Annotated in this window: 15 protein-coding genes, 1 tRNA gene and 1 pseudogene; 10 read left to right on the top strand and 7 right to left on the bottom strand. The window is 61.2% G+C overall.

The features are described from left to right. The 5 genes and pseudogenes from ABYB95_RS06660 to ABYB95_RS06640 form a co-directional block, all read left to right on the top strand. Positions 1 to 343 (top strand): annotated as a pseudogene (locus ABYB95_RS06660) (cytochrome bc complex cytochrome b subunit); the annotation flags it as partial. Positions 344 to 372: 29 nt separating this feature from the next. Further along, positions 373 to 1128, top strand: a complete 756-nt coding sequence (locus ABYB95_RS06655) for a cytochrome c1 (RefSeq protein ID WP_372657693.1) — start codon at positions 373 to 375, stop codon at positions 1126 to 1128. 115 nt (positions 1129 to 1243) lie between these two features. Beyond that, complete coding sequence (locus ABYB95_RS06650; protein WP_372657692.1) at positions 1244 to 1855, top strand: glutathione S-transferase N-terminal domain-containing protein; 612 nt, start codon at positions 1244 to 1246, stop codon at positions 1853 to 1855. A 52-nt stretch (positions 1856 to 1907) separates the two neighbouring features. Then, entirely contained in the window at positions 1908 to 2438 is a 531-nt protein-coding gene (locus tag ABYB95_RS06645) for a ClpXP protease specificity-enhancing factor (RefSeq protein WP_372657691.1), read from the top strand. A 21-nt stretch (positions 2439 to 2459) separates the two neighbouring features. Then, positions 2460 to 2535, top strand: a tRNA-Thr gene (locus ABYB95_RS06640). A 41-nt stretch (positions 2536 to 2576) separates the two neighbouring features. On the opposite strand, the gene ABYB95_RS06635 is transcribed toward ABYB95_RS06640, so the two are convergent. After that, the gene (locus tag ABYB95_RS06635; RefSeq protein ID WP_372657690.1) at positions 2577 to 2894 is read right to left on the bottom strand and encodes a DciA family protein; all 318 of its coding nucleotides are present in this window, start codon (positions 2892 to 2894) and stop codon (positions 2577 to 2579) included. A gap of 50 nt (positions 2895 to 2944) precedes the next feature. Between ABYB95_RS06635 and ABYB95_RS06630 the strand changes: the two genes are divergently transcribed. From ABYB95_RS06630 to ABYB95_RS06610, 5 genes are all read left to right on the top strand, one after another. Further along, on the top strand, positions 2945 to 3895 hold the full coding sequence (locus tag ABYB95_RS06630) for a M23 family metallopeptidase (RefSeq protein WP_372657689.1): 951 nt from the start codon (positions 2945 to 2947) through the stop codon (positions 3893 to 3895). Between the two features lie 167 nt (positions 3896 to 4062). After that, a complete protein-coding gene (secA, locus tag ABYB95_RS06625; protein ID WP_372657688.1) occupies positions 4063 to 6819 on the top strand; it encodes a preprotein translocase subunit SecA in 2757 nt (918 codons plus the stop codon). A gap of 56 nt (positions 6820 to 6875) precedes the next feature. Next, positions 6876 to 8123: a bifunctional glutamate N-acetyltransferase/amino-acid acetyltransferase ArgJ gene (gene argJ / locus ABYB95_RS06620; protein WP_372657687.1), complete on the top strand. Its 1248-nt coding sequence runs from the start codon at positions 6876 to 6878 to the stop codon at positions 8121 to 8123. After that, positions 8120 to 9016 (top strand): ATP-binding protein, encoded by an 897-nt coding sequence (locus tag ABYB95_RS06615; protein ID WP_372657686.1) that lies wholly within the window; start codon positions 8120 to 8122, stop codon positions 9014 to 9016. The genes argJ and ABYB95_RS06615 overlap by 4 nt, the downstream gene beginning before the upstream one ends. 21 nt (positions 9017 to 9037) lie before the next feature. Next, complete coding sequence (locus ABYB95_RS06610) at positions 9038 to 9490, top strand: NUDIX domain-containing protein (protein ID WP_372657685.1); 453 nt, start codon at positions 9038 to 9040, stop codon at positions 9488 to 9490. A 33-nt stretch (positions 9491 to 9523) separates the two neighbouring features. On the opposite strand, the gene ABYB95_RS06605 is transcribed toward ABYB95_RS06610, so the two are convergent. The 6 genes from ABYB95_RS06605 to ABYB95_RS06580 all read right to left on the bottom strand — a co-directional run. Then, a complete protein-coding gene (locus ABYB95_RS06605) occupies positions 9524 to 9727 on the bottom strand; it encodes a DNA gyrase inhibitor YacG (protein WP_372657684.1) in 204 nt (67 codons plus the stop codon). Positions 9728 to 9735: 8 nt separating this feature from the next. Continuing rightward, positions 9736 to 10491: a cell division protein ZapD gene (gene zapD, locus ABYB95_RS06600; RefSeq protein ID WP_372657683.1), complete on the bottom strand. Its 756-nt coding sequence runs from the start codon at positions 10489 to 10491 to the stop codon at positions 9736 to 9738. Between the two features lie 43 nt (positions 10492 to 10534). Next, positions 10535 to 11137, bottom strand: coding sequence for a dephospho-CoA kinase (gene coaE, locus ABYB95_RS06595; protein WP_372657682.1), 603 nt, complete (start codon positions 11135 to 11137; stop codon positions 10535 to 10537). 8 nt (positions 11138 to 11145) lie between these two features. After that, entirely contained in the window at positions 11146 to 12006 is an 861-nt protein-coding gene (locus ABYB95_RS06590) for an A24 family peptidase (RefSeq protein ID WP_372657681.1), read from the bottom strand. After that, positions 12006 to 13223, bottom strand: a complete 1218-nt coding sequence (locus ABYB95_RS06585) for a type II secretion system F family protein (RefSeq protein ID WP_372657680.1) — start codon at positions 13221 to 13223, stop codon at positions 12006 to 12008. Before ABYB95_RS06585 ends, ABYB95_RS06590 begins: the two co-directional genes overlap by 1 nt. 32 nt (positions 13224 to 13255) lie before the next feature. After that, positions 13256 to 13937 (bottom strand): ATPase, T2SS/T4P/T4SS family (locus ABYB95_RS06580; RefSeq protein ID WP_372657679.1); only part of this gene is annotated, 682 nt, incomplete at its 5' end.

Here is a 13937-nt window from a genome sequence, read left to right as displayed (position 1 = left end):
CGTGGTCCTGGTGGCCTTGCTGTTTGCCATCGACGCCAAGTTCTGGGGCGTGGTGGCCATGGGTGGCGCGGTCATCATCCTGTTCTTCTTGCCCTGGCTGGACAACAGCCCGGTCAAATCGATACGCTACCGCCCCAGCTGGCACAAAACCTTGTACGGCGTGTTCGTGATCAACTTCCTGATCCTGGGCTACCTGGGCGTGCAGCCGCCGTCCCCCCTTGGCGAGCGTGTGTCGCAAGTCGGAACACTCTTTTATTTCGGCTTCTTTTTGTTGATGCCGTGGTGGAGTCGCTTGGGTACATTCAAGCCAGTGCCCGATCGCGTCACCTTCAAGCCGCACTGACCGCCAACCGACAAAACAGAGAGTCAAAAATGAAAAAAATTCTTTTGGGCGCGCTGCTGGCCTTGGGTCTGTCGGGGGCGGTGTTCGCCTCTGAAGGCGGGATTCCACTGGACAAGGCTCCCAGCCGCACCAACGACATGGCCGCTTTGCAAAACGGCGCCAAAATTTTCGTCAACTACTGCTTGAGCTGCCATTCCGCTGCCTTCATGCGCTACAACCGCTTGCGCGACATTGGCCTGACCGACAAGCAGATTGCGGAAAACCTCACTTTTGCCACCGACAAGATCGGCGACACCATGAAGGCGTCGATCGATCCGCTCCAGGCCAAGGCCTGGTTCGGCAAGAACCCACCCGATCTCACCCTGATGGCGCGTTCGCGCTCGGGTGCCGGTGGTTCGGGTGCGGACTATCTGTACACCTTTCTGAGGTCCTACTACCGGGACGATGCCAAGCCCACGGGCTGGAACAACCTGGCATTTCCCAATGTGGGCATGCCCAACCCCTTGTGGCAGCTGCAGGGCGAGCGCAAGCCGGTGCTGGAAGAGGTGACCGCGCATGGCCACGAGTCCGAAATTTTGCGGGGCTGGGATCAGGTCAAGCCGGGCACGCTCAGCCCAGCGGCATTTGACGACAACGTGGGCGATCTGGTCGCTTACCTGCAATGGATGAGTGAGCCCGCGCAAAATACCCGTGTGCGAATCGGTGTCTGGGTCTTGTTGTTCCTGCTGACTTTCTCGTTGGTGGCTTGGCGACTGAACGCGTCATACTGGAAAGACATCAAATAAGCACCGCTTTGAGTTGCCGGCCTTGCCGGGGACTTGAAATTTCCACAGTGGTTGGGCTGTACCGCACGCACGCGGTGAGTCACAACCACTGTTTTTGCATTGAGGAGACACCCAAATGATGGTCTTGTACTCGGGCACCACCTGCCCCTATTCCCACCGCTGCCGCTTCGTGCTGTTCGAAAAAGGCATGGATTTTGAGATCCGGGACGTCGATCTGTACAACAAGCCGGAAGACATCAGCGTCATGAACCCCTATGGGCAAGTGCCTATCTTGGTGGAGCGCGACCTGATTCTTTACGAATCGAACATCATCAACGAGTACATCGACGAGCGTTTCCCGCATCCCCAGCTCATGCCCGGTGACCCGGTCGACCGTGCCCGCGTGCGTCTGTTCTTGCTGAATTTCGAAAAAGAGCTGTTTGCGCATGTCTCCGTGCTGGAGTCGCGCACGACCAAGGGCAATGAAAAGGCCTTGGAGAAAGCCCGTGCGCACATCCGTGACCGCTTGACCCAGCTCGCACCTGTGTTCCTCAAGAACAAATTCATGCTGGGTGACAACTTCTCCATGCTCGACGTGGCGATTGCTCCCTTGCTCTGGCGCCTGGACTTTTACGGCATCGAGCTGAGCAAGAATGCGGCTCCGTTGCTGAAGTACGCCGAACGCATTTTCTCGCGCCCCGCTTATATCGAGGCGCTGACACCTTCCGAAAAAGTCATGCGCAAGTGAAAATCGGCCCGAGGCCTTTCAGGCCTTGGGCCCGTGCGCTCTCAGAAACCCCATGAGTTTGTCAGATTCAGAAACCCCTTCGACGCGTCCCTACCTGATACGGGCTTTGCACGAATGGTGCGCCGACAACGGCTTTTCCCCCTACATCGCGGTGCAGGTGGACGCCTCGGTGCAGGTTCCGATGGAGCACGTCAAAAATGGGGAAATCGTGCTCAACATGAGTGTCGACGCCACCAGTTCGCTGCGACTGGGGAACGATTTCATCGAATTCAAGGCGCGTTTTGGCGGGGTGTCCCGGAACATTGTGGTGCCGGTGAGCCATGTGGTCGCCATTTATGCGCGGGAAAACGGGCAAGGCATGGCGTTCCCGGCGCCATCTGCAGCGCTGGTCCCGGCAGCGCCCTCGGGCCTGTCGCCAGAGGTGTCTGCGGATGCCTCCTCGGATACACAGGCCCGCGCCACCTTGCGCGCGGTGCCCAGCGAGGGCACGTCCAGTGGGGCGGACACGCCGGCGCCGGAAGACTCCCCGCCGGATGGCGGTCCAAGAGGCGGAGGTCGCCCCACGCTCAAGCGGGTCAAGTAAAATAGCCGTTTGCGGGTTTCAGCCGGTTTAGCTCAGTTGGTAGAGCAATCGCCTTGTAAGCGATAGGTCGTCTGTTCGAGTCAGACAATCGGCACCAAATGACCTTATCTGTGCCGCACGACGCCTTGCCAACACCGTTCAGCGGTGTTGGGTTTGGACTTTGATCCGGATCGCGTTAACCTGTGCACCCTTTTGGGTCAGTTCTTGCCGCAGGCTGGGCAACAACTGGCGCAGCTTGGTCGATGCGGCGGTACTGCGTACCAGCAAACACCATTCGTTTTCTTGGATCGGGCCGGGCGTGACGTGGCGCCGCAAGGCTGCGGGAATCAGGTGTTCCACCAAGTCCATGCAATGCCTGGATTCGCGTATGCGTTCCTGCAGCGCAGCCAACGTGGGCGCCCCCCCGAGCGCTTGCGTGACGCTCTGCATTTGGTGGCGGCGGGGCTGCTCGGTCATGCAATTTGAGTGCCGTGGATGGCGTCCACGGCCATCGTGAAAGGTTAATCGTGCACATCATTATCACCGACGCCTGGCTGGCCAAGAGCCAGGCCATCCACCTGAACGGGCTCAAGCTCCTGGCTGCGGGTCTGCTTGCTGCGATGCTGTTGGTTCTGAGCTCGGTCGCCGCGTACCACTGGGTATTTCTTGAAGGCGTGCGCCAGGGCTGGCCGGCCTTTGGTTCCATTGGGCGCATGGTCAACAAGAGCGAGTTGGAGTCCAAGGACTCCTACATGCGGGCGAACCTCGATGCCATGGCGCGCAAGCTGGGCGAAATGCAGGCCCGCATGATGCAGATCGAATCGCTGGGCGAGCGTGTGGCCGGACTGGCGGGGCTCAACCCAGCGGAGTTCAAGGCGCCTCAGGGGGCGGGTGGCGCTTTGGTGGCCGGGCGTGATTTGTCGGCCAGCGAGCTGATGGGCGCGATGGACCAGCTCGACCACAACAGCAGTTCCCGCGTCGACTGGCTGACGGTGGTGGAGTCGCGCCTGTTTGACCAGAAGATCCAGCGCACCATGGTTCCGACCCAAAAGCCGGTCAATGACGTGCATGTGGGCTCGCCCTTTGGTTTCCGCATCGACCCCATCACCGGCCGTTCTGCCTTGCACACCGGTCTGGATTTTCCAGCGGATATCGGCACCCCCATTTACGCAGCAGCCGGTGGGGTGGTGGTGGTGCAGGAGCACCATGCGGCCTATGGGAACATGATCGAAATCGACCATGGAAACGATTTGATCACCCGCTATGCCCACACCTCTCGGGTGTTTGTGACCAAGGGCGACATCATCAAGCGTGGGCAGAAGATCGCCGAGGTGGGCTCCACCGGACGATCGACCGGGCCCCATCTGCACTTTGAAGTGTGGGTTTCGGGGGTGGTGCAAGACCCCGCGCGCTTCCTGGCGGCCGGGGAAAATGTGGCCACAACCGAACTGGCCAGCAAGGGTCCTCGGCGGCCCTGAACGGCTTAAGAATGGGGCGGGTAAAATGACCGCTTTGCTCTTGAAAGTCCCGCGTTTAGCAGCAAATTCTGTGTAACGTCCGGCGGTTCGCGTCGCGCGTCCGAGAGCTCTCCAATTCCACTTGGCCTGTCCGGCGCCCACGAGGGCTCTGGTGCAGGCGTGCACGTATGGCCACAAACATCCTCACCAAAATATTCGGTAGCCGCAACGACCGGTTGCTCAAAACCTACCGCAAAACGGTGGAGCGCATCAACGCCCTCGAAGCCGGATACGAAAAGCTCAGCGAGGATGAGCTGCGCGCGCAAACGGCGGCGTTCAAGCAGCGTATCGCCAACGGGGAATCGCTCGACGATGTCTTGCCCGAGGCGTTTGCACTGGTGCGCGAAGGCAGCAAGCGCGTCATGAAAATGCGCCACTTCGACGTGCAGATGGCCGGTGGACTGGCCTTGCACCATGGCAAGGTGGCAGAGATGCGAACCGGTGAAGGCAAGACGCTGACCTCGACGCTGCCGGTGTACCTCAATGCGCTGACCGGCAAGGGTGTGCACGTGGTCACCGTGAACGACTACCTGGCCAGTCGCGACGCCCAGTGGATGGGGCGCCTGTACAACTACCTGGGCCTGACCGTGGGTATCAACCTGCCACAAGCCAGCCGGGAGGAAAAGCAGGCGGCCTACGGGGCAGACATCACCTACGGCACCAACAACGAATACGGTTTCGACTACCTGCGCGACAACATGGTCCATGAAGCCGGCGACCGTGTGCAGCGCGCGCTGAACTTCGCCATCGTGGACGAGGTGGACTCGATCCTGATCGACGAAGCGCGCACGCCGCTGATCATCAGTGGCCAGGCCGAAGACCAGACCGCGCTCTACCTGGCCATCAACCAGTTGATTCCGCGCCTGAGCAAACAAGAGGGTGAGGCCGACCCCCGCACCGGTGAAGGCGTGACCAAGCCAGGTGACTTCACCATGGACGAGAAAGCCCACAGCATCCATATGACGGAGCAAGGCCATGAGCACGCCGAGCAGCTGTTGAGCCAGGCCGGGCTGCTGCCCGAAGGTGCTTCGCTGTACGAGCCGGCCAATATTTCTCTGTTGCACCATCTGGTGACTGGCCTGAAGGCACACCACCTGTACCACCGCGACCAGCAGTACGTGAACCAGGGTGGCGAAATCGTCATCGTGGACGAGTTCACCGGGCGCCTGATGTCGGGGCGGCGCTGGAGCGATGGCCTGCACCAGGCGGTGGAGGCCAAGGAAGGCGTGCCGATCCAGCCGGAGAACCAGACCCTGGCTTCGATCACCTTCCAGAACTACTTCCGGCTCTACCGCAAGCTGTCGGGCATGACCGGTACCGCCGATACCGAAGCCTACGAATTCCAGGAAATCTATGGCCTGGAAACGGTGGTGATTCCACCCAACCGGCCCAGCAAACGCGACGACCAGCTCGACCGCGTCTACAAGACCACGCAGGAAAAATACGTCGCCGCCATCCAGGACATCCGCGAGTGCCACGAACGTGGCCAGCCGGTGCTGGTGGGCACCTCGTCGATCGAAAACTCCGAAATCATCGCGACGCTGCTGGAAAAGGAAAAGCTGCCGCACGAGGTGCTCAACGCCAAGCAGCATGCGCGCGAGGCCGACATCATCATCCAGGCCGGCCGGCCGGGCGCCATCACCATTGCCACCAACATGGCTGGCCGCGGCACCGACATCGTGCTGGGCGGCAATCTTGAAAAAATGGTCGAAGCGGTGCAGGCGGATCTGTCGCTGGACGACGCGGCCAAGCTGGCACGCGTGGCCGAGGTGCGCGAGCAGTGGCAGAAGGACCACGACAAGGTCAAGGCCTTGGGTGGCTTGCGCATCATCGCGACCGAGCGGCACGAGTCGCGCCGCATCGACAACCAGTTGCGTGGCCGTTCGGGCCGACAGGGCGACCCGGGCTCGTCGCGTTTTTACCTGAGCTTGGACGACTCCTTGATGCGCATTTTTGCGGGCGACCGTGTGCGCGCCATCATGGACCGCCTGAAGATGCCCGAAGGCGAGGCGATCGAAGCCGGCATTGTCACGCGCAGCATCGAGAGCGCGCAGCGCAAGGTGGAGGCACGCAACTTCGATATCCGCAAACAATTGCTGGAATACGACGACGTGTCCAACGACCAACGCAAGGTGATCTACCAGCAACGCAACGACATCCTGGACGCTCAAAGTTTGCGCGCGCAAATCGATTCGCTGCGCGAAGGCTGCATGGACGACCTGGTGCAGCAGTTCGTGCCGGCGGGCAGTGTGGAGGAGCAGTGGGACCTGCCGGGGCTGGAGCGCAGTCTGCGCGAAGAGTGGGCGGTCGACGTGCCGGTCACGTCCTGGGTGTCGGATGCCGAGGCCATCGACGCCGAGGAGATCGCCGCACGGGTGCAAAAAGCAGCGACCGAGGTGTTTGAGGGCAAAGTGGCACTGGCCGGCGAAGAGAACTTCACACAGTTCGAGCGCATGGTTTTGCTGCAGAACATCGACAGCCAATGGCGCGAGCATCTCTCGGCGCTGGACTACCTGCGCCAGGGCATCCACCTGCGCGGATATGCCCAGAAGCAGCCCAAGCAGGAATACAAGCGGGAAGCTTTTGTCCTGTTCGGGCAATTGCTGGACAGCGTGAAGAACGATGTGACCCGTGTCTTGATGAATGTGCGGGTGCAATCGGCCGAGCAGATTTCTGAAGTGGCCGAGCAAATGGAGGAGCGGGCAGGGCATCTGGCCAACGTGACCTATACCGGCCCGACCGAAACCGGCGAGGTGGAAAGCACCACCGAACAGGCGGTTGCTTCACGCTACGCAGCCGACGAAGTGCCCCGCGTCGGGCGCAACGACCCCTGCCCCTGTGGCAGTGGTAAAAAATACAAACAGTGCCACGGCAAGCTGGATTGACGGCTTGTTCTTTGCAACGGGCCGCCTGAAGGCGGCTCGCCATCTCCGGAGTCCCTATGCCTGTCATGCTTGAAACCCCTCTGGCTTCTGCGCTCCTGCCCATTCCAGGTGTGCGCATCGGTGTTGCACAGGCCGGCATTCGCAAGGCCAACCGCAAAGACCTCACGGTCTTTCTGCTGGACGAAGCCTGTGCGGTGGGCGCGGTGTTCACCCAGAACCGTTACGCGGCCGCGCCGGTGCAAGTGTGCCGCGAGTACCTGGCCGCGCAGAGCGGCATCCGCGCCATGGTGGTCAACACCGGCAACGCCAATGCCGGCACCGGTGAACCCGGCTTGGCCGTGGCGCGCCAGACTTGTACCGCCATGGCCCGTGCCCTGGGCTTGAACCACGAACAGGTGTTGCCGTTTTCCACCGGCGTCATCATGGAACCTCTGCCGCTGGACCGGCTGCTGGCGGGCTTGCCCGCCGCGCTGGCCGACGCAGCAGGCCCCGATGCCATGGGCGCTGCGCAATGGTTGTCGGCAGCCGAAGGCATCATGACCACCGACACCGTGCCCAAGGCCGCCAGCGGCCAGGCTTTGGTGGGGGGCAAAAAGGTGAGCGTCACCGGCATTGCCAAAGGCGCGGGCATGATCCGCCCCAATATGGCGACCATGCTGGGCTTCATGGCAACCGACGCCGCCGTGGCGCCGGCGCTCATGCCCGTTCTGGCCAAACACCTGGCCGACCGTTCGTTCAACCGTGTGACCGTGGACGGCGACACCTCGACCAACGATTCGTTTGTGCTGATCGCGACCGCTCAGGCCGGCAATCCGGTGGTGAGCGATCTGGCGAGTCCCGACGGACAGGCGTTGCTGGCCGCGCTGCTGCCGGTGGCGCAGCACCTGGCGCATGCCATCGTGCGCGATGGCGAAGGCGCCACCAAGTTCATCACCATCGAGGTGGAGGGCGGGCAGACGGGTGAAGAATGTTTACAGGTCGCGTATGCGGTGGCCCATTCCCCGCTGGTCAAGACTGCTTTTTTCGCCAGCGACCCCAACCTGGGCCGCATCCTCGCCGCCGTAGGCTATGCCGGCATTGCCGATCTCGATGCCTCGAAAATCGAGTTGCATCTGGGCGATGTGCATGTGGTCCAGAGCGGAGGCCGCCATCCCTTGTACCGTGAAGAAGACGGCCAGCGTGTGATGAAGAACGCCGAAATCGGGGTGCGCATCGGACTCGGACGCGGTCAAGCCAAAGAGACGGTCTGGACCTGCGACTTCAGCCACGAATACGTCACCATCAACGCGGACTACCGCTCATGAGCGTGTTGCCAGACCAGGACACCGCCTTGATGCGCCTGGTGGTGCGCGCCGAACAGCTCATGGCCCGCATCGAATCGGTGCTGCCGCAAGCCCTGGTGGCGCCGGACTGGAGCGCTTCCGTGGCGTTTCGCTACCGCAAGCGCAGCAACGGCCATGGGGCGCTGGAGCCGGTGCGCCACGTCGGCAGCATGCGACTGGACGATCTGAAAGAGATCGAGCCGCAGAAGGAAAAAATCCAGCGCAACACCTTGCAGTTTGTGCAGGGCCTGCCCGCCAACAACGTGCTTTTGACCGGCGCCCGTGGAACCGGAAAATCGTCGCTGGTGAAGGCCTGTCTGAACGAGTACGCGGCACAAGGCCTGCGTTTGATCGAAGTGGACAAGAGCGATCTGGTGGACTTGCCCGACATCGTCGATGTGGTGGCCGAATGCAGCGAACGCTTCGTGGTGTATTGCGACGACCTCAGCTTTGAGGAGGGGGAGCCCGGCTACAAGGCGCTCAAATCGATTCTGGATGGTTCGGTGGCGGCGGCCAGCCCCAATGTGCTGATCTACGCCACCAGCAACCGCCGCCATCTGTTGCCGGAGTACATGAAAGAAAACCTGAGCTACACGCACAGCGACGATGGCGAGGTGCACCCGGGCGAGGTGGTGGAAGAAAAGATCTCACTTTCGGAACGTTTCGGGCTCTGGGTGAGTTTTTACCCCTTCAGCCAGGACGAATACCTGGCCATCGTGGCACAGTGGTTGTCGTCCTTCGGTGTTTGTGCAGGTGACATTCAGGCCGCTCGACCGCAGGCCCTGGTCTGGGCCTTGGAGCGCGGATCGCGCAGCGGGCGGGTGGCTTACCAGTTCGCACGCGATTACGCGGGCACCCACACGGCGCGCGCTTGAGGCGACACAGCCTGTATCGACATGACCTCTTCCGTTTTGGTGGTGGACAGCGAGCAACAGCGTTCCACCGAGAGCGAGCGCAAAGTGGTGGATGTTGCGGTCGGCATATTGATCTCACCCGAAGGCGAATTTCTCCTGACCTCACGTCCCGAAGGCAAGGTGTACGCGGGTTACTGGGAGTTTCCGGGCGGCAAGCTCGAGGCACTCGAAACCGTCGAACAGGCTTTGCGGCGCGAGTTGCAAGAGGAGATCGGCGTCACCATCGGCCCGGCGCTGGTGTGGCGCGAGCAACTGGTGGACTACCCCCACGCCTTGGTGCGCTTGCATTTTTGCAAGGTGCTGGCCTGGACAGGGGAGTTGCACATGCGCGAGGGTCAGCGCTTTGTGTGGGCCACGCTGCCGGTGTCTTGCGAGCCCATTTTGCCCGGCACCGTGCCGGTGTTGCAGTGGTTAGAGGACGAGCAAGCCGCATAGGTGGGGCGTGCTTACTAGCGGATGGCGCGGCGCTCAGCTTTGTTCAAAGTCCGGGTCGCTGTTGGACTCTTGTTCTGGCAACTTGAAACTTTCGCTGGCCCAGGCGCCGAAATCCACACCCTTGCAACGGGCGCTGCAAAAAGGCCGGTACGGGTTGCTGTGCGCGTACAGACTGTCGCCCGCGCACGCTGGACAGCGCACGATCTTGACAGGCAGTTCGGGTGCTGGATCCGCCATCTCAGCGCTCATGCGCACAAGGTGAGCTCAAACGCCGCGTCTTCCGGCGCCGGGTGCAGCCGGTCGTCCTCCCCCAGTCGCATGAGGCGCACCGAGAGCATCAAGCGGTTGCCGCTGATTTCGGGGATCAGGCCCAGGCCCGCATCCATGCGCAAACGCAGCAACTGGAAGGTGCGGCCCTGGGGCAGGGTCTGCTGGAATTGCCCGCCGATGGCGATCACTTTCTGTGCCGAACCCGAGTCGCGCAGCATCTTCATGAGCAGCACAATCGATTCGGCCAAAGGCCCCAGGGTGCTGACCCAGCCGTGCAGATCGGCTTGCCGCACGGGCGCTGGCTGGTGCTGCCAGGCGTAGTACGCCGGCAGGTCGAACTCGCAGGTGCCGCCCGGAATGCCGATCCGGCTGCGTATGCTCATCAACCAGTCGTTTTCCGTCAACGCCTGGCCGGTCTTGCCCGCGCGCTCGTTGAGTTGTGCAAAACAGCCTTCGAGTTGCCCGATCACACCATCGAGCACTTCCTCGGAGATGGCGGGATTGCCGCGGTAGCTGTTGAGCAACTGCTTTTGCCGTTCGATGTCTTTGAGCACATCGGACTTCATGTCGGCGCGCGAGGCGACGTCCATGATTTCAAAAATGGTCTGGATGGCGTAATGGTGGTCCAGTGCAGTGCTGCGTTGGATCAACTCGCCCAGGCGGCGGAACAGCTGTTCAAGCCGCAGGTAGGTGCGTATGCGTTCGTTGAATGGGTATTCGTACAGGATCACAGTGGCATCGTTTCGCGGGAAAGGCCTAGGGAACAGGCTTTCATCATAGCCCGAACCGTTTTGCCAAGCCGTCTACCAGACGTTCCAGTGGTTCGATCAGGTTACCGTCGTTGAAGATCACGACATCGGCTGCTGCCAGCCGCTTGGCGCGTGGGCATTGGCTGTTGATCACCGCCTGAACGGCCAAGCGTTCCCAGGCGTTGCGCTGGATCACGCGCCGAATCTGGGTCTCTTCGCTGCAGTCGACCACCATGACGCGGTCCAGCTGCACGCGCCAATGCGGGGACTCCACCAGCAGGGGAATGTCAAATACCTGGCAACGTGCCGAGGAGGCTCGGGTCTGGCGCTGAATCTCCGCCGCCACCAGGGGATGGATGATGGCTTCCAGCCGTCTGCGCGCTTCGGGGTGTGCAAAAACGTGTTCGCGCATGCGCTGGCGGTGCATGCCGCCCGCTTCGTCGACGAAACTGGGCCCGAAAGTGTCTTGGATTGCGGTGATGGCCGACCCGCCCGGCAAGGTGCTGGCACGGGAGATCGCGTCGGCGTCAACGAGCAGTGCGCCGCGCTTTTGCAGCAAGGCCGCCACCGTGCTTTTGCCGCTGCCAATGCCGCCGGTCAATCCCAGCCGCAGCGGAGTCCGTGCCATTGCAGTTGTCACAAGCCGAGTGTGGCCAGGATGGACGATGGACCGAAGACCATGGCGGTCAGTCCGGCCACGGCGAGGAAGGGACCAAACGGCACATAACCGCCTTCGCGCAACTGGCCCCGGATCTTGATGGCGATGCCAACCACCGCCCCAATGAGCGAGGCCATCAGAATGACCGGGATCAGCGCCGACCAACCGAACCAGGCGCCAAACGCTGCGAACAACTTGAAGTCGCCGTAGCCCATGCCTTCTTTTCCGGTCACCAGCTTGAAAGCCCAATAGACCAGCCACAAAGAAAGGTAACCGGCCACGGCACCCCAGAGCGCATCGGGCAGCAAGGTGTCGGTCCAGCCCAGGGCGCTGGCGCACAGGCCCACCCACAGCAGCGGCAGCGTGATGTCGTCGGGCAACAGGGTGGTGTCCCAATCGATGAACGCCAGAGCCAACACGGCTGCGGAAAACCCGCTCCAGGCCAAGGCGGGCCAGGTCATGCCCCAATGCCAGCCACACCAGGCAAACAGGGCCGCGCTGAGCAACTCCACGCTGGGGTAGCGCGCGCTGATGGGCGCGCCACAGTGGCCACACTTGCCCTTCAACACCAAGTAGCTGACGACCGGCACGTTTTCGAACCAGCGGATCTGGTGGTCGCAGTGCGGGCATCTGGAGCGCGGCAACACGAGATTGAAAGTCGGCTGTGCCACGGGCTCTACCGGCGCAGCGCCAGGAGCAGTCTGAAACGCTTCGCATTCGGCGGCCCAGCGCAATTCCATCATTTTGGGCAAGCGGTGGATCACCACGTTGAGAAAACTGCCGACCAGCAAGCCCAGCACACCCAGCACAAGGGCGTCCACCACACCCAAGACCAACATCAAACCACCTGACCCAATTTGAAGATGGGCAGGTACATCGAGACCACAATGCCGCCGATGATGGTGCCGAGCAGGACGATGATGATGGGCTCCATCAGGCTGGAAATGCCCGCCACCATGTCGTCCACCTCGGATTCGTAGAAGTCGGCGGCTTTGCCCAGCATGTGGTCGATCGAACCGGATTCTTCGCCGATGGCGCACATCTGCAACACCATGGACGGGAAGATATTGGCGTTGGTCATCGCATTGGTGAGGCTGGTACCGGTCGAGACCTCCTGCTGGATTTTTTCGGTGGCCTTCGCGTAAACCGAATTGCCCGCAGCGCCACCGACCGAATCCAGTGCTTCGACCAAGGGCACACCGGCCGCGAACATGGTGGAGAGTGTTCGTGTCCAGCGCGCGACCACGGATTTTTCGACCAGGGTGCCAAAAATCGGCAACTTCAACATCACCCGATCCATGAACATCTGGACTTTTTCGTTGCGCCGCCAGGCTTGCATGAAAAAATAAAAACCGCCGCCCAAACCACCAAAGATCAGATACCAGTATTCAGTGAAAAATTCGCTCATGGCGATCACGAACAGCGTGGGTCCCGGTAGATCGGCGCCAAAGGAGGAGAACACTTCCTTGAACGACGGGATCACAAAAATCATGATCACGGCCACCACCACAAAGGCGACGATGACCACGGAAATCGGGTACATCAGGGCCGACTTGATCTTGGACTTGATCGCCTCGGTTTTCTCCATATAGACCGCCAGGCGGTCCAGCAGTTCTTCCAGAATACCGGCCGTTTCACCCGCCTCTACCAGGTTGCAATACAGGGTGTCGAAGTAGAGCGGGTGTTTGCGAAAGGCCGCGCTCAAAGATGTACCCGTTTCGACGTCCAAACGGATGTCGTTGAGCAGTTTGCTGACGCTGGGATTGGGGTTGCCTCGCCCGACAATGTCGAAGGATTGCAGCAAAGGCACGCCCGCCTTCATCATGGTGGCGAGCTGGCGGGTGAAGATGGCGATGTCCTTGGGCTTGATGCGCTTGCCCGACGTCATCCGGCGCTTCTTGACCTTGGTCGGAAAAACACCTTGGCGGCGCAGCGCCGCCAGAACCTGGTTTTCACCCACCGCACGCGTCTCACCCCGCACCTGCTTGCCGTTGCGGTCCTTGCCTTCCCATTCGAAAACAAACTCTTTGATGCTTTTGGATGCTGCGGTTGCCATGGTGTCCTCAGATTCGGGCGCAGGGCGCCGGTCTATTCATTGGTCACGCTCAGAACTTCTTCCAGCGAGGTCAGGCCTTGTTTGACCTTGAGCAGACCGGACTCGCGCAAGGTTCGAACGCCCTCTTTGCTCGCCTGCTGGGCAATGTCCAGCGCACTGCCGCTGCGCAGAATGATGCGTTGAATTTCTTCCGAAATCGGCATCACCTGGTAAATGCCGACCCGTCCCTTGTAGCCGTTGTTGCAGGCCGAGCAGCCCACCGGTTTGTAGGGTGTCCAGCTGCCATCGAGGTCTGCGGCTTTGAAACCAGCGTCGAGCAAGGCTTTGCGTGGCGCGTCCAAGGTGGTCTTGCAGACCGGGCACAGACGCCGGGCTAGGCGCTGGGCCGTGATCAGGATCACGCTCGAAGCGATGTTGAACATGGGAACGCCCATGTTCATCATCCGCGTCAGCGTGGTGGGCGCGTCGTTGGTGTGCAGGGTCGAGAGCACCATGTGGCCGGTCTGCGCGGCCTTGATGGAAATGTCCGCCGTTTCCAGATCCCGGATCTCACCGACCATGATCACGTCCGGATCCTGCCGCAGAAACGCCTTGAGTGCTGCCGCAAACGTCAGGCCAGCCTTGTCGTTGACATTGACCTGGTTCACACCAGGCAAGTTGATTTCCGACGGGTCTTCGGCCGTGGAGATGTTGATGCCGGGTTTGTTCAGGATG

Source organism: Hydrogenophaga sp. (assembly GCF_041633695.1).
In the GTDB taxonomy this organism is placed as follows: domain Bacteria; phylum Pseudomonadota; class Gammaproteobacteria; order Burkholderiales; family Burkholderiaceae_C; genus Hydrogenophaga.
This window is presented reverse-complemented; position numbering and strand designations above follow the sequence as displayed.

Bases quoted from the DNA above. Each gene is read 5' to 3' on its own strand.
- secA (WP_372657688.1), top strand. From the start codon at position 4,063: ATGGCCACAAACATCCTCACCAAAATATTCGGTAGCCGCAACGACCGG.
- ABYB95_RS06590 (WP_372657681.1), bottom strand. From the start codon at position 12,006: ATGTTGGTCTTGGGTGTGGTGGACGCCCTTGTGCTGGGTGTGCTGGGC.
- ABYB95_RS06645 (WP_372657691.1), top strand. From the start codon at position 1,908: ATGAGTTTGTCAGATTCAGAAACCCCTTCGACGCGTCCCTACCTGATA.
- argJ (WP_372657687.1), top strand. From the start codon at position 6,876: ATGCCTGTCATGCTTGAAACCCCTCTGGCTTCTGCGCTCCTGCCCATT.
- ABYB95_RS06605 (WP_372657684.1), bottom strand. From the start codon at position 9,727: ATGGCGGATCCAGCACCCGAACTGCCTGTCAAGATCGTGCGCTGTCCA.
- ABYB95_RS06655 (WP_372657693.1), top strand. From the start codon at position 373: ATGAAAAAAATTCTTTTGGGCGCGCTGCTGGCCTTGGGTCTGTCGGGG.
- ABYB95_RS06650 (WP_372657692.1), top strand. From the start codon at position 1,244: ATGATGGTCTTGTACTCGGGCACCACCTGCCCCTATTCCCACCGCTGC.
- ABYB95_RS06610 (WP_372657685.1), top strand. From the start codon at position 9,038: ATGACCTCTTCCGTTTTGGTGGTGGACAGCGAGCAACAGCGTTCCACC.
- ABYB95_RS06635 (WP_372657690.1), bottom strand. From the start codon at position 2,894: ATGACCGAGCAGCCCCGCCGCCACCAAATGCAGAGCGTCACGCAAGCG.
- ABYB95_RS06615 (WP_372657686.1), top strand. From the start codon at position 8,120: ATGAGCGTGTTGCCAGACCAGGACACCGCCTTGATGCGCCTGGTGGTG.
- ABYB95_RS06585 (WP_372657680.1), bottom strand. From the start codon at position 13,223: ATGGCAACCGCAGCATCCAAAAGCATCAAAGAGTTTGTTTTCGAATGG.
- coaE (WP_372657682.1), bottom strand. From the start codon at position 11,137: ATGGCACGGACTCCGCTGCGGCTGGGATTGACCGGCGGCATTGGCAGC.